We start from the raw sequence: 18867 nt of genomic DNA, 5'->3' as shown, positions 1-18867 counted from the left end.
AGGAGTGTATTGTGGCGTTATCTGATAGTATTGGTGATTTTTTGACAAGGATACGTAATGCTCAATTGGCAATGCATAGGACAACAAGAGTTTTGTTCTCTAAAGTGAATTCTTCTATATTAGAGATTTTAAAAGATGAAGGGTATATCCTTGATTACCAGAAAGAAGTTGTAGGTAATGTGCCGTTTTTTGTTATAAAATTGAAGTATTATGAAAATTCACCTGTAATTAGTGATATAGTTAGAGTATCAAAACCAGGTTGTCGTCGTTATTCTAAGTACAAGGATATTTCTAAAGCATATAATGGGCTTGGTATTTTTATTATATCTACTTCCAAAGGAGTGATGACTGATTACAATGCACATAAGTTAAAAGTTGGTGGAGAAGTTTTGTGTCGTGTGTTTTAAGTAATAGGAGAAATTTATGTCTCGTATAGGTGCTGCACCTATCAATATTCCTGCTGGCGTTTCAGTTGAGTGTAATGATGGTAAGGTGTTAATAAAAAATGCTAAGGTAGAGAAAGAGCTTAGGCTATGCAGTGATGTTGTGTGTCAGGTTACTGATAATCAGTTGTTGCTTTTTGTTGATCAAGATAAAGATAATTATGATGAAATAAAACCTATTTGGGGCACTTATAGAAGTAATATTAACAATATTATTAATGGTATGGTTAATGGTTTTTCTGTTGATCTTGAAATTAATGGCGTTGGATATAAAGCAGAGTGCGATGGTAAGTATTTGACTTTATATCTTGGTTATAGCCATAATGTTAAGTATAAAGTACCTAAAGATGTTGAGATTAAGTGTGTAAAACCAACTCACTTAGTGGTTAGTGGTGTAGACAAGCAAAAAGTCTATGTGGTAGCATCTGATATATGCAAAATTAGAAAATATGACCCTTATAAAGGTAAGGGTATTGTAATAAAAGGCAAATTTATGTTGCGTAAAGTTGTAAGTAAAAAGAAGTAATTAAGATGAAAAGATTATATAATTTTTTAAGTAACCCTGAAAAAAGGAAGTTGCGTAATAGAAAGAAGCTCAACAAGGGTGCTGAGCGTTTACGTATATCTATATTTAAATCTAATAGGCATTTTTACGTTCAGTTAATCAATGATGAAAAAGGAGTAACTCTCACTTCTGCTTCTACTTTGGATGCTAAAATTAAGGATGTATGTAAAGGGAGGGTCAACGCTGAAACTGTAAAACAAGTTTCTTCTTTAATGGTTGAACGTTTATCTGATATGAAATTAGAGCAAAAATTGGTGTTTGACCGTGGAGCACATAAATATACAGGGTTAGTTTCTCAATTTGCTGGAGCTTTAAGAAGCTCTGGATTTAAATTTTAGAAGGTTTTGGATATGGCTGTAAAGAATTTACAAAATAATAACGATTTATCAGAGCTTCTAGTTTCAGTACGAAGAGTAACGACAGTTACCAAAGGTGGTAGAAGATTTTCATTTTCAATTTTGGTTGTTGTTGGAGATGAAAAAGGTAGGGTAGGATGCGGAATGGGTAAGCACGCAGAGGTTGCTGAAGCAAGAATAAAAGCTGTAAATGCTGCAAAAAAATCGATGATTAGAGTATACTTACGTGAAGGCAGGACTTTGCATCATGATATTAAAGCTAAATTTTGCTCTGGTGAAATAGTTTTAAGAGCAGCCAGAGCTGGAACAGGTATTATTGCTGGTGGAGCGATTAGGTCAGTTTTTGAAGTGTTGGGCATAAAAGATGTAGTAGCTAAGTCTACTAGATCAAATAATCCTCATAATGTTATATGTGCGGTGTTTAAGGCTTTTGATAATATGTTATCTCCTCGTCAAGTGGCAAGCAAAAGGGGCAAAAAGATTAGCGAGATAGTTGGGAATAGGTAAAGTATGAATAGTGCTATAAAGTTAAACTCTATATTTACTAAATTATCGAAGAAAAAGATGCCTAAATTGCTAGGTAGGGGTATCGGTTGTGGTAAAGGCAAAACATCTGGTAGGGGGCATAAGGGACAGAAGGCTAGAAGTGGTGTTTCTATAAATGGATTTGAAGGTGGACAACAGTCTATATATACTCGTTTACCCAAAAGAGGTTTTAATCCTATACGTAGAAATATATGCTCTATAATTAATGTTGGTGATGTGCAGCGCTTAATAGAAGCTAAAAAAATAGTAAAAGGCTCTGTTATAGATAAAGAGATGCTTCATAAATTAGGCTTTATAAAGTCTACCAAGTATAAAATCAAGCTTCTTAATAAAGGTAAGCTGAATGAGAAATGTGTACTTCATGTTGATTTTGCGTCAGAAACTGCAAAAAAATCTGTAGCTTCAGTTGGTGGTAGTGTGGAAATATTGTCATAAATAATGAGCAGCAAGTCCGCATTTAATGGTTTGGATCCTACGTTATTATATAAAGGTGATTTATTAAAGCGTATATTTTTTACGCTGATAGCTTTAATCTGTTATCGTTTGGGCACTTATGTGCCTATTCCTGGAATTAATCTTGACATAATTAATGATATATTTCCTAAAGAAGGTTCTGGTGTTTTTGGGGTATTTAATTTATTTTCTGGTGGTGCGTTGGCTAGAATGACGATTTTAGCATTAAATGTTATGCCATATATAGTTGCATCTATAGTTATGCAATTATTATCTTCCGCTATCAAAGGAATTAATGAAGTTAAAAATGATGGAGAATTAGGACGTCGAAAGATGAATTCTTACATACGTTATATGACCATAGTGTTTTGTGTATTTCAATCAATTACTATTCTAATTGGGTTGGAAAGGATGAACAGGGAAGGGGCATTGGTTGTAATCGAACCTGGTGTTATGTTTCGTACAGTAGGCGTCTTCAGCCTTTTAGGTGGAACGATGTTTCTAATATGGCTTGGTGAGCAAATCAGCGCTAGCGGTGTAGGTAATGGTATCTCATTAATCATCTTTACGGGTATAATATCAGAGCTGCATAGTGCTTTTTCATCCCTGTTAACGTTAAATAAAAACGGTGGCATATCGTTATTTTTTATCCTTTTTGTTTTGATGCTATTTTTTTTACTGCTGCTTTTAGTTATTTTTGTAGAGTCTTCTTATAGAAAAGTAATTGTTCAGTATCCTAAAAAGCAATTTAAAAAATTACATAATGACGATTTTACTTATATCCCATTAAAAATTAATTTATCTGGTGTAATACCAACTATTTTTGCCAATGCGGTTTTATTAACACCTATTTCAATTGCAAACTTCTATAAGGGGCATGCTTTTTCTGATTTCATTCTAAACTACTTTATGGCAAATAAAGTAGTTTATATTGTAGCTTACTTAGCACTTATAGTATTTTTTAACTTTTTCTATACCAATTTTATATTTAATCCAGAGGAAAATGCAGATTTTCTTAAAAAAAATGGTGGTTTTATACCTGGTAGAAGGCCTGGGAAACATACTTCCGATTATCTTCAAGACATAGTTTTTAAATTAACGTTTATTGGTTCTGCATATTTGGTGGTCATATGTACTGTGCCTGAAGTTATGAGATATTATTATGATATACCATTTATTTTTGGTGGGACGAGCTTATTGATTATAGTTAACGTTATTACTGATACTATTATGCAAATACAATCCTATATCTTTTCAAACAGATATGATAGCTGGATAAAAAAATATGAGTCTAAAACGAGGAAATTAAGGTGATTATTACAATTTTTGGTCCTCCTGGCTCAGGTAAAGGTACTCAATCAAATCTGTTAATAGAAAAGTATAACTTAAAGTTAATTTCAGTAGGGGATTTGTTGAGGAATATTATATCTAGCAGTAGTGAGTTAGGTAAAAAAATAAAGGATACCGTAGAATCCGGTAATTTAATTCAAGATGAAGTTATATGTGAGTTATTACGTGACCAGCTTGCATTGATGGATGATAATTTTTTGTTGGATGGCTTTCCGAGAAATCTAAATCAAGCTCATTTCTTAACTCAAATTTTGCGGGAGAAATATAATAAAGATGTGGATATTGTAATTGAGTTGCAGCTTGACGATAAGATTGCAATTGATAGATTAAAAAATCGTCTTGTGTGTTTGGACTGTAAGAGTGTATACAATATACCTTCTTTCAAGAGTGATGACAATCTTGTTTGTATAAAGTGTAAAAGTACAAGGCTAGAAAGGAGAATTGATGATTCTGATTTATCTGCAATTGGTAGAAGAATAAGCGAATATCACATCCAAATAAAGAGTTTGCGTGAATATTATAAAGACAAATTATTAACGATTGACGCTAATCTTAATGTTGGTCAGGTAAAACAAGAGATTGAAAGCAAAATTTCTTGCAATTTAGTTTGACTCTGAGTTGTTTTATGGTATAAATTAAGAGTTGTTATTAATAAAGTATCGGAGTACCAGTGGCACGTATTGCAGGTGTAAATGTTCCAGTAAAGAAATGTGTTCCTTTTGCATTAACTTATATATATGGTATAGGTATTGCTACTGCAAATGCAATTTGTCATGCTTGTGAAATTGATAAGAGCAAACGTGTGTCAGAATTACGAGATAAAGATATAGAAAAGATCAGCAATTTCATTAGACAAAATTATTCTATAGAAGGTGAGCTCAGAAAAGAAGTGGCTATGAATATAAAATCTTTAGTGGAAATGGGATGCTATAGAGGAGTGAGGCACAGGAAAGGGTTACCTGTCAGGGGACAAAGGACTCGTACTAACGCTAAAACTCGTAAAGGTAGATCTCGTTTGCCTGTTGCTGGAAAAAAATAAAATTTATTATTATTGTGAGTTTTAATGAAAAAAGTCAGAACAGTTGGTAAGAGTGCAAAGAAGTTTGTTACTGGAGTTATTCGTATTCGTGCAACTTTTAACAATACTTTTATAAATGTAACCGATGTTCAGGGTAACACTCTATACCAAACTTCCGTAGGTGCACATGGTTTCTCAGGTTCAAGAAAATCTACACCTTATGCTGCAGGTAAAGCTTCAGAATCTGCTGCAAAAGTTGCAATAGAGAAATTTGGTATGAAAGTTGTTTCTGTAATAATTCGTGGTCCTGGTTTTGGTACTGAAGCTGCAGTTAAAGCACTTCAGGGCTGTGGATTAACAGTGACCTCAATTGCAGATAAAACTGCAATTCCTCATAATGGATGTAGGTTAAGAAAAAAAAGAAGAATATAGGATATTTAAAAAGGTTATTTTATGCATTATAATGACAGTGTTTCTGTTTTTGGCAATTTAGATAAATTGACTAAGCCTAATTCAATCAAGGTAATGCCAGGTGATTCAAGTGAAAAAGGTGATATAGTACTAGAACCATTGGAAAGTGGTTTTGCTTTAACGTTAGGCAATGCATTGAGGCGTGTGATGCTATCTTCTCTTATAGGTAGTGCTGTTTATGGAGTAAAAATTGAAGGCGTGACTCATGAATTTACTTCAATTCAAGGAGTAAGGGAAGACGTAACTGATATAGTATTGAATATGGGTATGTTGAGGTGTAAATTAAATGGTACTTCTAATAAATGCTTAAATTTGATTGCTAAAGGGCCTTGTCAAGTATTAGCTGGGATGATAGAAACTGATGATCAGTGCTCTATTGTCAATAAAGATCTGCTGATATGTACGCTGGGGGAGAACGTAGAGCTCAACATGACTATATATGTGGCTAGCGGAAAAGGTTACCTTCCTGTAACTAAATATAAAGAAAACGAATTTTTGAAGTTTATGAATGAACAGGATCTAATTGGTTTTATTCCGGTTAATGCTTTGTATAGCCCTGTTAACAGAGTTTCGTATAGAGTGGAGAATAGTCGTGTTGGTCAAGTTACTGACAAGGATAAATTGATATTGTCAGTTGAGACTGATGGTACAATTTCTCCGAGCCAAGCTGTTGACTCTGCTGCAAGGATATTACAGGAACAACTTCAGCCTTTTGTTAGTTCTGATGTAAGCTACAAAAAATCGCAGGTTTCTTCCCCTAGTGGTTATAAAGATTTAGGTTACGATCCTATCTTATTGCGTAAAGTAGATGAAATGGAGTTATCTGTTAGGTCACACAATTGCTTGAAGAATGAAAATATTACTTATATAGGTGATCTTGTGCAAAAGACAGAAAGTGAAATGTTAAGAACTGCTAATTTTGGCAGAAAGTCTTTGAATGAGATTAAGGCAGTTTTAAATAATCTTGGCTTGTCTTTAGGTATGGATATACTAAATTGGCCACCTAAGGACATAGATGAATTGGCTAGACAACATACTGATGAAGATTAGGTGATATATGAAACATGGAATAAAAAAACGTAAACTATCTCGTCATACTGAGCATAGGTTATCGATGTTAAAGAATCTATCTATCTCATTAATCAACCATGAGCAGATTGTAACTACTTTACCAAAAGCTAAAGAACTTCGTCCATATGTGGAAAAGTTTATTACAATTGCTAAGAAGAAAAGTACTTTACATGGTAGAAGACTTTTACTTTCACGCCTTCATAATGATAAGTTAGCAGTTGATAAGTTGCTAAACATTTTAGCTAGTCGTTATCAAGATCGTGAAGGCGGGTATTCTAGAATAATGAAATTTAGCACTCGAAAGGGTGATTGTGCTTCAATGGCAGTGATAGAACTAGTTGATAGGGATATTACAGCAAAAGGTAAAGTTTATGGTAAAAATAAAGAACGAAATAAAGTAGCTACAAAAAGTTAATTGTTATCATAATTTTCTTTCTTATGGTAAATAAGTTACGCTATTTTATAGGTTATTTTGGTGAGTTGTTAATTTTAGTATATTTGAAGCTAAAATGGTATAATGTTATAAAACACCGTTATCGCTGTAAGTTCGGTGAAATTGACTTAATTGTATCTAAAAAAAAGGAGCTGATTTTTATAGAAGTTAAAACAAGTCTATTTGGGGAAGAGATACCGATATCTCATCTTCAATGTCAGTCTATTATAAATTCCTCTAAATGTTTTCTAAGTAAGAATCTTAGTTTTTTAGATTATTCAGTCAGGTATGATTTATGTTTTCTTTCCTTAAAAAGAGGACCTGTCTACATAAAAAATGCTTGGGTTGAAGAGTGAAAGATTTATATAGGTATTAATATGAAAAGGACCCAATACAATAATTTAGTTTCATCTTACGCTAGAGCGCTGTTTTATGTCTCAGAAAATAAGTTAGGTATTATAAGAAAAGAAGTAGAATTTTTGTTGACTTTTTTTAAAAATCAACGTGATGTTTTTATATACCTATCCAATCCTATGGTTTCTTTTGTACGTAAAAAAGAAGTGATATTTTCTGTAAATGGGTACTTGAGCGAGAATTTAATGAAATTTATTATGGTTATATTTGCAAATAGGCGTTCTAGTTTATTAATCCTTATATTAGAAAAATTCTTGAATCTTGTAAGAGAAAATGAAAATGAATTGGAGATTACTATAAAGTCAGCAGAGGCTTTAAAGGAATCTGATATAAAAATAATTACTGAATCTTTAAGCTTTCTTGGTAAAATAATAAAAGTAAGCAATGTGATAGACCCTTCTATGCTAGGTGGTTTTGTAGTGAGATATGGTTTTAATTTAATTGATGCTTCGCTGAAAAGTTACTTAGATAAATTGGTTGATTTGAGTAGAATGGAAATATTAAAAATAAGGAATTTTGTATGAAAAACAGTATGAATGCTTCTGAGATAGTAAATATAATAAGGGAAAAGGTTGAGGTGTTTGATAATCCTATAAAGCGGGAAAATATAGGTGAAGTGATTTCGGTAACCGATGGTATTGCATTGGTTTACGGACTTGAAAAAGCAAAATTCGGCGAAAAGGTATTTTTTGCAAGTGGTGTAGAAGGAATAGTTCTTGATTTAGATCATGATACAGCTGGAATAGTGGTGCTTGGTAATGACCGTGACGTGAAAGAAGGAGATATTGTAAAATGTAGTGGTGATGTTGTACAGGTGCCTGTAGGGCATGAATTATTGGGAAGAGTCGTAAATGCGTTGGGTCATCCTATAGACAACGGCGGGGAAATTGAAGCTAAAAATAGAATGGATATAGAATCTAAAGCACCAGGCATTATTGATCGTAAATCTGTGCATGAACCCCTGCAAACGGGAATTAAAATTATAGATTTGCTAATTCCAATAGGTAGAGGACAGCGTGAATTAATTATTGGCGATAGACAAATCGGTAAAACTACTATTGCACTTGATACTATTATTAATCAGAAGAAGATTAATGATGAAGTGAACGAAAATCAAAAAGTTTACTGCGTTTATGTTGCTATTGGACAAAAAATTTCAACGGTAGCAAAAGTGGTAAACAAGCTGAAAGAAAGTGGAGCATTGGAATATACAGCTGTAGTTGTGGCCGGTGCATCTGACTGCGCGCCTATGCAATTTTTGGCACCTTATGCTGGTTGCACTATTGGAGAATTTTTTCGTGACAATGGAATGCATTGCTTGGTGGTATATGATGATTTATCTAAGCATGCTGTGGCATATAGGCAGATGTCCTTATTATTGAGACGTCCTCCTGGTCGTGAAGCTTATCCTGGAGATATATTCTATGTACATTCTCGTTTGCTTGAAAGAGCTGCTAAAATGTCTGATAAGAAAGGGCAGGGATCTCTAACTGCTTTGCCAATTATTGAAACTCAAGCTGGCGATGTATCTGCATATGTTCCAACCAACGTGATTTCAATTACCGATGGACAAATCTTTCTTGAGTCTGAATTATTTCATAAAGGATTTCGCCCTGCAGTAAATATAGGTTTATCAGTTTCGCGGGTTGGTTCTGCTGCACAATTGAAATCTGTGAAAAAAGTTGCAGGTTCTATAAAGCTAAGTTTAGCTCAATATAGAGAATTAGAAGATTTTGCAAAATTTGGTTCTGATCTTGATGCTAGTGTTCAATTATCCTTAAATCAGGGTAAATACCTTGTTGAGCTATTAAAGCAAAGACAGCATTTACCTATGCCAATAGAAGAACAAGTAGTGCTGATGTATATTTTTTCTAACCTGTATGATCAGTTAAGTAAAATACAAATAAGTGATATCAATAAATTCGAACATGATCTTATTAATTATTTTCATATTGCACATCCTGGAGTTTTAAAAAAGTTGTCAAGTAGCATGAGTGATGGTATAAAGGATGATATTTTCAATATTGTGAGTAATTTTGTTACTCAATTTAATTGCGGTTAGGTGGTGGTTATGGATTCATCCATTATTAAGAAGTTTCCTATGACAAGGGAAGGTTTTGAACATATGCAAGCCGAACTTGAAAAATTAAAGGAAGAGAAACCTTCCGTTATACAAGCTATTTCTGATGCCCGTGATCAAGGTGATTTATCTGAAAATGCGGAGTATCATGCTGCACGAGAAAGGTTAGGTTTTATTGAAGGCCGTATAATGGAGTTAGAAAGCAAGCTTTCACATGCAGAAGTAATAGAAGTGAAGAATTTGTCTGGTGATTCAGTAATGTTTGGTGCAACCGTGACATTAAGCATGTTAAATGATGATAACAGTGAAGTGGAATATGCTTATAAGGTTGTAGGTGAATATGAAGCTGATGTTTCAAAACAGTTGATATCTACTAGTTCACCTTTGGGTAGTGCTTTAATCGGCAAAAAAGTTGGCGAATACGTGGAAGTGGTAGTGCCAAGTGGAGAGAAGTTGTATAAAATAGTTAAGATTGAATTTAAGTAAATTATGGTACAGGCCACTTATGCATCAATGAATCTACCAAGCATTTCTTCTGTGGAAGATGTGTTAGAGGATGCTCGTTCTGGTAAGTTATTTATTTTAGTTGATGATGAAAATAGAGAAAATGAAGGTGATCTAATTGTCATAGCTGAAAAACTAGAGCCGAAACACGTGGCTTTCATGGTTAGGTATGGTACTGGCATTGTATTTTTAGCTATGACAAGACTTCATATGAGTAGGCTAGGCCTTGAGTTTATGAGAAGAAGTAATGTAGATGAAAAGCTTACTCCTCATACTGCATTCACTACATCAATTGATGCTCGTTATGGTATTACAACGGGTGTTTCTGCTCATGATAGAACGCATACGATACTCACCGCTATTGACGAAAAGAGTACTAAAGATGATATTATTACTCCTGGTCATGTTTTTCCTATTATCGCGAATGATGGGGGGGTTTTAGCACGCAATGGTCATACTGAAGCAAGTGTTGAAATGGCAAAGTTAGTTGGCTTTAATCACGCAGCTGTAGGGTGTGAATTAGTGAATGACGATGGCTCTATGATGCGCTTACCTGAATTGCTTAAATTTGCTGAACAACATAATATTAAGTTAACTACCATCGACAAACTTATTAGCTACGTTAAAAAATCAAACTAGCGTTTATAAATTTGTATAATTTAAGTGTTAAAATATAAAATTCCTGCAAATTATACAAATACAGAATTTTCATGTTTAAAATTGCTAAGTTTTTTACTTTATTGTTTTTTTTTACATATTGTAATAACGCTTACTCCATTAGTATTATTAGAGATAGTGAGGTAGAGGTAATGGTGAAAGAGCTAGCGCAACCATTGTTTTCTGCTGCAGGTATTGATGGTGACCAAATAAAAGTTTTCATAATTAATGATAATTCAATTAATGCTTTCGTAATTGATAATAATAGTATTTTCATCCACTTAGGACTTTTACAATATTCAACTGAACCTTACATTCTGCTTGGTATATTAGCACATGAGATTGCTCATATATCTGCTGGTCATATATTGCAAATGAGTGGTGCTGTGGGTTATTTTCAATCGATAGCAATGATTAGTTATATGGTAGGATTAGTTTCTACTATTATCATTAATCCCCAGATTGCTAGTGCAATTTTGCTTGGTGGTGTAACGCTCAGTTCAAGGCTGTTTTTTAACTATTCTCAAGAGCAAGAAAGTGTAGCAGATAGCTATGCTTTAAAGTACCTTGATGAATCTGGTTATGATAATTCAGGCATGAAAGAAGTTTTTGACTACTTTAAAAGTATTGAGCATGAGAATACCGAGGAATATTTCCGCACTCATCCACTTAGTGATAAGCGCATATTTGCTGTACAGAATTATAAGGTTAAAAACAATGTAAAACCAATTCTTGCAGATAAATTACTAAAGTTTGAGCGTATGGTTGCAAAGTTGGACTCTTTCTTTTCTCCTATCCATGTGTTATCTAATAAATATGAAGGTAATTCTGAGTACGTAAACGCTATAATTCACTATAGGCAAGGGAAGATAGAAGAGGCTATTGCTAGAATTGATTCATTGATTCAAGAATCACACAATGACCCATACCTATATGAATTAAAAGCAGAAATGCTATACAAGGCTGGAAATTTAAGTGCAGCAATAAAAATGTACGAAGAATCGCTTAGGTATTTATCTGAGAAGAACAGTTATTTGGTGAAACTTGCATTATCCCATACTTTATTATTATATGGTAATATAAAGAAGGCAATTTTTCACCTGGAACAGATTGCGAGTGTAGAATCAAATAACGCCTTTGTCTGGAAATATTTAAGCGTTGCCTATAAACGTGATGCTGATACGGCAATGCATTATTTTGCTTTGACAAAAAAGGCTTGTATTGAAGGTAATTCAAAGCAATTTATTAAATATGCTGAGTTAGCTGTTAAAACTCTACCAAAAGACAGCCCCTACTTGTTGCAAATTGAAGATATGAAGCGGTTTAATGGATAACAAAAAGGCACTTCTGCACTTTTATGGGTTACTATTTCCACATTGTTTCAGAATATTTTCTGTCTCGCTGCTTATATTAGGCATAATTTTCGTTATGATCGTCTTAGCACCAAAAAATACACCACAAAACATACCTAAAGCAAAAAGGGCTGGCCAAGGCATCCTGCCAAATATTGCAAGTAAGGACGCACCAATTATTACTACCGTCATAAGCGGTCCGCCTATTCCCCAAACGTACCCAATAATATTGCATATTACTTGAGCAGTTGTGTCATCTATTGAAGCATTACCCGAACTAGCACCTGCATAACCTGAAAAAGAGAAAAGCAATACCATTAAAGCATTAAAAAATCTTTTTATTATAGAGCTCATTTTTTTGCCTTTAAATAATAAACTAGCATAATAGAGATAATTTTAATTTACACATATTTATTTTAAAGTAAAATTTATAGCTTGTCCATACATAAGGTGTTATTAGACCTCTTGCATAACAAACTTTTGGCAGCGCGTTGGAAGAAATTCCTTGACAAACTCCGCCAGTCCTCTTATCATGGAAGTGAAGCTATTTTATTTAACTTCGCAATCTGCAGATTAAAACGACAAGGAAACTTGTATTTGGCGTCTCATGTTTAATTTTTCGCACTATGTGCACCTTATGTCTTTATAAAACTTCTAGGTTTTTACCTACACAAGCTGAAACGCGCTTATAAAGCGTTTAAGACATCAAAAACGTCAAATAGAACAAGGGAGAATTTGAATACTAGCTACCGCGGGTTTTCTTTGCCTTTTTTTCTACTTAGTAAATTTCTTAAACATTTATCGCTAAGGTTAGTTGCAATTAAAAGGCAGCTAAGTCGCACTTATTAAGCGTTTTAGAATAAAAAAACGCCGATATTTCGACACAAAAGTAAATAACTGGCCACCACGGGGCTTCTTTTGCCTTTTTTTAGGTTATGCAAGAAGTCTATTGCATAAATAAACCGCCATTAATATTAAGCACATGCCCTGTTATATATTTTGCTTCATTACTTGCTAGAAACAGAACCCCTGCTGCTATTTCTTCTCCTGTCCCCATTCTTTTCATTGGAATATTATCTAGTATTTTTCTCTTTTGTTCTTCGGTTAGAACTTCAGTCATCTTAGTATCTATAAACCCAGGAGCAATGCAATTTACCGTTATATTGCGGCTTGCAACTTCTTTTGCTATAGATTTACTCATAGCTATTATTCCAGCTTTTGATGCTGCATAATTTGCTTGCCCGGCGTTTCCTGTCAGCCCTACTATTGAGGAAATATTTATAATTCTTCCCCAATTATTCTTAATTAGTTTCCTGCATGCTTCTCTACTCAGCTTAAATGTAGAACTCAAGTTAATATCAATCACTTTTTGCCATGCTCCATCTGTCATTCTCAGCAATAAATTATCTTGTGTAATGCCTGCATTGCATACAAGTCCATCGAAGCCTTCCATCAACTCACTTGCTTTATTTATTAGCTGATTTACTTCTTCAGCATTTAACAAGTCGCAAGGGAGTATGTTCATATTTTTTTCATACTGCTTAGCAATTTTTTCAAGCACTTCTTTTTTTGTACCAGAAATACATAAAGTTGCTCCGGCTTTGTGCATAATTTTTACAATTGCTTGCCCTATTCCGCCTGATGCGCCAGTAACCAGGAATTTTCTGCCTTCCAATCTAAACATAACAATTTTGTTTTCCTGACTACTAACAGAATATTGACTGTTTGGCAATAGGTCTCTTGCATGATATAAGTAACTTGGATACTTAATAAAAGCTCAAGTTAGATCAAGATACAGTAAGAATTGTTACTAAATAGTTTATTCTGATGTTTCACAGTCTAAATTAAGTGCTTAAATCATAGATTCTTTGTTTTTGTGTGCTATCTTACATTAACGCAAACACAAGTTCACAGTAGTATATGATAAATAAGTTAAAAAAGCTTAGCGCTGGATTCTCTTTGACAGGTCTGCTTGGTCATAGTGATAATGTAAACATGCAAGGAACAAAAAATAAAAAGAAGAAGTGCCCAAAATTTTTAGATAAAACGTTCGCATTGATCGATGTGATGATAAGTTTCATTTTGAAGCGCGAAAGTAACAACGTAAATGAGGTCCTGAGGGTGACATGGGGACCACTATTTTTTGGTCTGATAGTGATACTCATCTTTTTTGGAATAGGTGGTATTTGGTCGGCTGTAGCTCCAATTGACGGGGCAGTGCATGCAAGTGGAGAAGTTATTGTATCTTCAAATAGGAAAATAGTTCAACACTTGGGCGGAGGAATAATAAGCAAAATTTTAGTAAAAGAGGGCCAGGTAGTTAAAAAAGATGAGCCTTTAGTTTTATTAAGTGATATTAACGAGAAGGCGAATTTAAGTATAATCAAAGAAAAACTCTTATCACTTTTGGCAACTGAAGCAAGACTTATTGCGATCAGAGGAGGTTTAGGTACGATTGAATTTCCTGATGAAGTTAAAAAATTATCTGACGATGAACTTGCAAACAAAGTGATGAAAAATCAGATAAAATTATTTAATTCTCAGCGCAAGAGCATATTGGGGAAAACTGACATATTGCAGCAACGTATAAAGCAGTTACATAATGAATTAGTGGGGCTAAACTCTCAACTGGACGCAGCTCTCAAACAATACGATTTAATAACTGAAGAATTAGAAACAAAAAGACAACTACTTGATAGCGGTCACATAAGCAAACCACACATTTTGATTTTGGAAAAGCAGTTTGCTGAAATTGAAGGTAGAGTTGGTCATTACCGCGCTGCAATATCTCAAGTGCAGCAAAAAATTGGAGAGAATGAATTAGAAATTATAAACGTAAGCAATGATTCTCAAGAAAGAGCAAATGCTGAACTCAAGGAGATTAGTACATCTATTGCAGACTTGAAAGAAAGATTTATGGTTGCTGAAGATTCATTAGCACGTACAGTAATCAAATCTCCTCAAGATGGGATTGTCACAGATATAAGATACCATACTGAAGGTGGTGTTATACAATCTGGAGTTCCGATTATGAGTGTAGTACCATCTAATGATGATTTAATAATAGACGCTAAAATTCATACTAGAAATATAGAGGAGATACTATCGGCACAAAAGAAAGATAGTAATATAGTATCTATTGACGGGTTAGAAGGGCTAAAGGTTAAAGTCCGGTTAAGTGCTTACAGTGCACGTCGTTTAAGTTTAATCAATGGTATAGTAAGCCATATTTCTCCTGATGCCCTTGATGATCCAAGGCTAGGGCGTTATTATTCAGTACGCGTAGTGATACCAAAGCCAGAGCTTGCTCAGTTTAAAAATGTATACCTATACCCTGGTATGCCGGCAGAAGTGTATATAGTTACTCAATCCCGTACTCTTTTATCATTCTTGTTTACTCCTATAATTGCAACATTCGATAGGTCTTTTATAGAAAGATAGATTAGAGTAAATAGGCTTTTTTCATAACGGTGCTAAGGTCTTAGAGTAGACCTCTTACACAACAAACTTTTGGCAGCACGTTGGAAAAACGACTTGACAAACCTCGCCGTTCTCTCTATCATAGCATTGAAGCTATTGTATTTGCTTTCGCCAATCTGCAGATTAAAAGGTAAGGATTACTTAATGTATCGGCGTCTTATGTTCAATTTTTTGCAGTACATAGGTACTGTATGTCTTTACAAAACTTCATCTACATCTAGGTTTTTACCTAAATAAGCTGAACGCGCTTACAAAGCGTTACAAGACATTAAAAAATGCCAATACTCGACAGAGATAGTAAAGGACTAGCTAACTCGGGTTTTCTTTGTCTTTTTTTCTGCTTGGTAAACTTCTTAAACACTTGCAGCGTAGGTTAGTAGCGATTAAAAGCGGCTGAATCTCGCTTGTCAGGGGTTTAAAACATAAAAAACGCCAGTACTTTAAAGCGGACAATAATCACAGGGTTCCTTTTGCCTTTTCTCCCATTTAGCAAATTTCTTAAATATTTTCTTAAATTTTATAGCTAAACGACAACCGTCATCCCGCTACGTGTTAGCGCCGCGGCGGTATGACGTAGGGGTTGCCGATATCCCGCTACGCGTTAGCGGAATCTATGATGAGATACCGTGACGGTATGACGTAGGGGTTCCAGCGCGTGACGCTGGAATCCAGATGCAGCCACTTGGTTAAAATTAAGTTTTCTAGATCCCAGACTGGGATGACAACGAAGGGCTACTATGAAACTTTGCCCATTTGACTTTTCTAAAAATTTTTTTTACAGAGCTTAATAACTCAGTTATTTCTTGCGGAAAGCTGCAGTGCATTTGCTTTAAGTTTCAAGTGCTTCAAACAATAGAAACAATGCTGAATAGAAAATTTTATATTGATATATAGTACATTTTATGGTTATTTTCTGTAATGTATAAATCTTGAGGCAAGCTGTATATACTGTTATGGGCATTAAAAGTTAGTTAATAAACTACAGTTTATAATATAAATAAAGTAAGTTTATAGATTTTTTATATTATAAGCAGATTTATCATAAAGTTTAATAGTGTCTGTTACTGCTTTTAGGTGTGAGGCTAGAGGGTTATTAGCAGTAACAGACACTATTAAACTTATTATAAAATTTACTTAAAGTAAATACTTAAGTTAAAATATTATAATATTTTAACTTAAAATAGGTTTATGTAAATGCTTTTTTCCTCAAATTAGTATTGTATTATTATACTTGTTGAATGCTAAAAAATTATTAACCATCACTAATCTCTGTTTGCATAGTAAGTTTATATATACTATTATACGGTATGTCACTTAGTTTTACAGCAAACAAATAAAAGATATGATGAAGTTATTTGCGCTATTGATAATATTTTACTCAAGTATATCTGTTGCTTCTGCTCCTACTTCTTGGCAATTTGGATTTCCTGCTCCTGCAACTGAAGTAATGGAAGCTGTAGTTAAGTCACATTCGTTTGTAATGGTTGTGATGATTGCAATAATGCTTTTTGTATGGGCACTGCTTGCTTATATAGTATTTCGCTTTCGTAAAAGCAAAGTGACGAAAGTAAGTAAAACTAATCATAATGTCCTTTTAGAAATTGTTTGGTTTGTTATACCAACGATTATCGTTGGTATATTGGCTTTTGAAAATGCTAAATTGCTTAGGCTACAAGAAAAAGTACCGAAGGCTGATATAACACTAAAAGTTATTGGTCATCAATGGTATTGGAGCTATCAATATCCAGAACATCAGGGTGTATCATTTGATAGTTATATTAAGGGAAAAGACGATCTTATTGAAGGGGATTTGAAGCTATTTTCTGTTGATAATAACGTTGTTTTACCCATTAATACCAACGTTCGTTTACAAGTCACAGCAGGAGATGTAATACATAGCTGGGGGGTTCCAGCTTTTGGTATAAAAATTGACGCAATACCAGGAAGGCTAAATGAAGCGTGGTTTAATGTCAAAAATCCTGGTATTTATTATGGGCAATGCTATGAATTATGCGGCCAAGGCCATGGGTTTATGCCAATTGTTGTTGAAGCAGTAAGCAAAGAAGATTTTAATAAGTGGATCGAAAATAGAAAATTAGTGAGTTAAATTTGGAGTATAGAATATGAGTGATGTATCAAAGGGCATAAAGCGTTGGTTATTTTCCACTAATCATAAAGACATAGGAACACTATACATTATTTTTTCCATATTAGCTGGAATTATTGGTGGATTATTATCGGTTATCATTCGTACTCAGTTAATGCACGTCAATATACTTAACAATAACTATCAATTGTACAATGTGATGGTTACAGGACATGCATTGATAATGGTATTTTTTATGATAATGCCAGCCTTAATGGGAGGATTTGGCAACTGGTTTGTACCTTTGATGATTGGAGCACCAGATATGGCGTTTCCTCGTATGAATAATTTGAGTTTTTGGTTGTTGGTATCATCTTTTATTTTGCTCATCCTCTCGGTATTTGTTGGTGAAGGTCCAGGTACAGGTTGGACTTTATACCCGCCTTTATCGCAAATTATGTCCCACCCAAGTGCAGGAGTTGACCTTGCCATACTTGCGCTCCATATTGCTGGTATGTCGTCAATTGTTGGAGCAATCAACTTCATAGTCACTATATTTAATATGCGCACAAAAGGAATGTCATTAACTAAGATGCCACTATTTGTGTGGTCTGTCTTATTAACAGCGTTCATGCTGATTGTTGCTTTGCCTGTGCTTGCTGGTGCTATAACCATGCTTCTTACTGATCGCAATATTGGCACTTCCTTTTTTGATCCTGCTGGTGGCGGCGACCCTGTGTTATTTCAACACCTATTTTGGTTTTTTGGTCATCCAGAAGTTTACGTAATCATTTTTCCTGCATTTGGCATTATAAGTCAGGTTGTATCAACTTTTTCTCATAGACCCGTGTTTGGTTACATAGGGATGGTTTACGCAATGATAGGTATAGCAGTGTTTGGCTTTATGGTTTGGGCTCATCATATGTTCACTGTTGGGCTTGGTGCAGAAGCTGTAATATTTTTTAGTACTTCATCAATGCTCATTGGCGTGATTACTGGAGTTAAAGTGTTTAGTTGGATTGCAACTATGTGGGGTGGAGCAATTGAGTTTAAAACCCCTATGCTGTTTGCACTGGGTTTTATTTTTATGTTTGTTGGCGGTGGAATAACTGGGATCATTCTCGCTCATGGTGGGATAGACAAGCTTTTACACGACACTTATTATGTTGTTGCTCACTTCCATTACGTCATGTCACTGGCCGCTTTATTCGGAACTTTCGCTGGCTTTTATTATTGGATAGGTAAAATGTCGGGTAAGCAATATAATGAGCGCTTAGGTCAAATCCACTTTTGGCTTACTTTTATTAGCACCAATATCACTTTTTTACCTCAACATTTTTTGGGATTAGCTGGGATGCCAAGGCGTATACCCGATTATCCTGACGCATTTATCCCTTGGAATTATATATCCTCAATTGGTTCATATATGTCCTTCATTTCAGTTATGTTTTTTGTGTTCATAGTTATACACCTCTTCAAATGGGGCAAGAAAGCTGGAAATAATCCTTGGGGAGGTGACACTTTGGAATGGACAGTATCCTCGCCACCGCCTTTTCATACTTTTGAAAAACCACCGGTGATAAAATAA

Annotated in this window: 22 protein-coding genes; 20 read left to right on the top strand and 2 right to left on the bottom strand. The window is 34.4% G+C overall.

What is annotated here, in order from left to right; genetic code table 11:
- Nucleotides 1-11: 11 nt before the first annotated feature.
- The 17 genes from rpsH (at nt 12) to ACICP6_RS04960 (ending at nt 11695) form a co-directional block, all read left to right on the top strand.
- Nucleotides 12-407 (top strand): 30S ribosomal protein S8, encoded by a 396-nt coding sequence (gene rpsH, locus ACICP6_RS05040; RefSeq protein ID WP_395462859.1) that lies wholly within the window; start codon nt 12-14, stop codon nt 405-407.
- Nucleotides 408-423: 16 nt separating this feature from the next.
- Nucleotides 424-969 (top strand): 50S ribosomal protein L6, encoded by a 546-nt coding sequence (rplF, locus tag ACICP6_RS05035; protein ID WP_395462858.1) that lies wholly within the window; start codon nt 424-426, stop codon nt 967-969.
- A 5-nt stretch (nt 970-974) separates the two neighbouring features.
- On the top strand, nt 975-1346 hold the full coding sequence (gene rplR / locus ACICP6_RS05030; RefSeq protein ID WP_395462857.1) for a 50S ribosomal protein L18: 372 nt from the start codon (nt 975-977) through the stop codon (nt 1344-1346).
- A 12-nt stretch (nt 1347-1358) separates the two neighbouring features.
- Nucleotides 1359-1871, top strand: coding sequence for a 30S ribosomal protein S5 (rpsE, locus tag ACICP6_RS05025; protein WP_395462856.1), 513 nt, complete (start codon nt 1359-1361; stop codon nt 1869-1871).
- 3 nt (nt 1872-1874) lie between these two features.
- The gene (rplO, locus tag ACICP6_RS05020; protein ID WP_395462855.1) at nt 1875-2345 is read left to right on the top strand and encodes a 50S ribosomal protein L15; all 471 of its coding nucleotides are present in this window, start codon (nt 1875-1877) and stop codon (nt 2343-2345) included.
- Between the two features lie 3 nt (nt 2346-2348).
- Nucleotides 2349-3677 (top strand): preprotein translocase subunit SecY, encoded by a 1329-nt coding sequence (secY, locus tag ACICP6_RS05015; RefSeq protein WP_395462854.1) that lies wholly within the window; start codon nt 2349-2351, stop codon nt 3675-3677.
- On the top strand, nt 3674-4324 hold the full coding sequence (locus tag ACICP6_RS05010; protein ID WP_395462853.1) for an adenylate kinase family protein: 651 nt from the start codon (nt 3674-3676) through the stop codon (nt 4322-4324). The genes secY and ACICP6_RS05010 overlap by 4 nt, the downstream gene beginning before the upstream one ends.
- A 59-nt stretch (nt 4325-4383) precedes the next feature.
- Nucleotides 4384-4752: a 30S ribosomal protein S13 gene (rpsM, locus tag ACICP6_RS05005; RefSeq protein WP_395462852.1), complete on the top strand. Its 369-nt coding sequence runs from the start codon at nt 4384-4386 to the stop codon at nt 4750-4752.
- Between the two features lie 24 nt (nt 4753-4776).
- Nucleotides 4777-5163, top strand: a complete 387-nt coding sequence (rpsK, locus tag ACICP6_RS05000; RefSeq protein ID WP_395462851.1) for a 30S ribosomal protein S11 — start codon at nt 4777-4779, stop codon at nt 5161-5163.
- A 21-nt stretch (nt 5164-5184) separates the two neighbouring features.
- Nucleotides 5185-6252: a DNA-directed RNA polymerase subunit alpha gene (locus tag ACICP6_RS04995; protein WP_395462850.1), complete on the top strand. Its 1068-nt coding sequence runs from the start codon at nt 5185-5187 to the stop codon at nt 6250-6252.
- 7 nt (nt 6253-6259) lie between these two features.
- The gene (gene rplQ, locus ACICP6_RS04990; protein ID WP_395462849.1) at nt 6260-6688 is read left to right on the top strand and encodes a 50S ribosomal protein L17; all 429 of its coding nucleotides are present in this window, start codon (nt 6260-6262) and stop codon (nt 6686-6688) included.
- Between the two features lie 23 nt (nt 6689-6711).
- Complete coding sequence (locus ACICP6_RS04985; RefSeq protein WP_395462848.1) at nt 6712-7062, top strand: YraN family protein; 351 nt, start codon at nt 6712-6714, stop codon at nt 7060-7062.
- 21 nt (nt 7063-7083) lie between these two features.
- Nucleotides 7084-7644 (top strand): ATP synthase F1 subunit delta, encoded by a 561-nt coding sequence (gene atpH / locus ACICP6_RS04980; protein ID WP_395462847.1) that lies wholly within the window; start codon nt 7084-7086, stop codon nt 7642-7644.
- A complete protein-coding gene (gene atpA, locus ACICP6_RS04975; RefSeq protein ID WP_395462846.1) occupies nt 7641-9182 on the top strand; it encodes a F0F1 ATP synthase subunit alpha in 1542 nt (513 codons plus the stop codon). Before atpH ends, atpA begins: the two co-directional genes overlap by 4 nt.
- 9 nt (nt 9183-9191) lie before the next feature.
- The gene (greA, locus tag ACICP6_RS04970; protein WP_395462845.1) at nt 9192-9686 is read left to right on the top strand and encodes a transcription elongation factor GreA; all 495 of its coding nucleotides are present in this window, start codon (nt 9192-9194) and stop codon (nt 9684-9686) included.
- A gap of 3 nt (nt 9687-9689) precedes the next feature.
- Nucleotides 9690-10343, top strand: coding sequence for a 3,4-dihydroxy-2-butanone-4-phosphate synthase (gene ribB / locus ACICP6_RS04965; protein ID WP_395462844.1), 654 nt, complete (start codon nt 9690-9692; stop codon nt 10341-10343).
- A gap of 71 nt (nt 10344-10414) precedes the next feature.
- On the top strand, nt 10415-11695 hold the full coding sequence (locus ACICP6_RS04960) for a M48 family metalloprotease (protein ID WP_395462843.1): 1281 nt from the start codon (nt 10415-10417) through the stop codon (nt 11693-11695).
- Between the two features lie 21 nt (nt 11696-11716).
- Here the strand turns inward: ACICP6_RS04960 and ACICP6_RS04955 are convergent, their stop codons facing one another.
- Nucleotides 11717-12067 carry a TrbC/VirB2 family protein gene (locus tag ACICP6_RS04955; RefSeq protein WP_395462842.1) on the bottom strand — a complete coding sequence of 117 codons (351 nt, stop codon included), beginning with the start codon at nt 12065-12067 and terminating at the stop codon, nt 11717-11719.
- A gap of 592 nt (nt 12068-12659) precedes the next feature.
- The gene (fabG, locus tag ACICP6_RS04950) at nt 12660-13397 is read right to left on the bottom strand and encodes a 3-oxoacyl-[acyl-carrier-protein] reductase (RefSeq protein WP_395463674.1); all 738 of its coding nucleotides are present in this window, start codon (nt 13395-13397) and stop codon (nt 12660-12662) included.
- A gap of 236 nt (nt 13398-13633) precedes the next feature.
- On the opposite strand from fabG, the gene ACICP6_RS04945 reads away from it, so the two are divergent.
- The 3 genes from ACICP6_RS04945 (at nt 13634) to ctaD (ending at nt 18867) form a co-directional block, all read left to right on the top strand.
- The gene (locus ACICP6_RS04945; protein WP_395462841.1) at nt 13634-15154 is read left to right on the top strand and encodes an HlyD family type I secretion periplasmic adaptor subunit; all 1521 of its coding nucleotides are present in this window, start codon (nt 13634-13636) and stop codon (nt 15152-15154) included.
- Nucleotides 15155-16535: 1381 nt separating this feature from the next.
- Nucleotides 16536-17300 (top strand): cytochrome c oxidase subunit II, encoded by a 765-nt coding sequence (gene coxB, locus ACICP6_RS04940; RefSeq protein WP_395462840.1) that lies wholly within the window; start codon nt 16536-16538, stop codon nt 17298-17300.
- A 16-nt stretch (nt 17301-17316) separates the two neighbouring features.
- Nucleotides 17317-18867 (top strand): cytochrome c oxidase subunit I, encoded by a 1551-nt coding sequence (gene ctaD / locus ACICP6_RS04935; protein WP_395462839.1) that lies wholly within the window; start codon nt 17317-17319, stop codon nt 18865-18867.

The sequence above is a fragment of the Wolbachia endosymbiont of Cantharis cryptica genome, from assembly GCF_964277405.1.
In the GTDB taxonomy this organism is placed as follows: domain Bacteria; phylum Pseudomonadota; class Alphaproteobacteria; order Rickettsiales; family Anaplasmataceae; genus Wolbachia.
The sequence above is the reverse complement of the archived record's forward strand: the minus strand, read 5'-3'. Positions and strand labels throughout refer to the sequence as shown.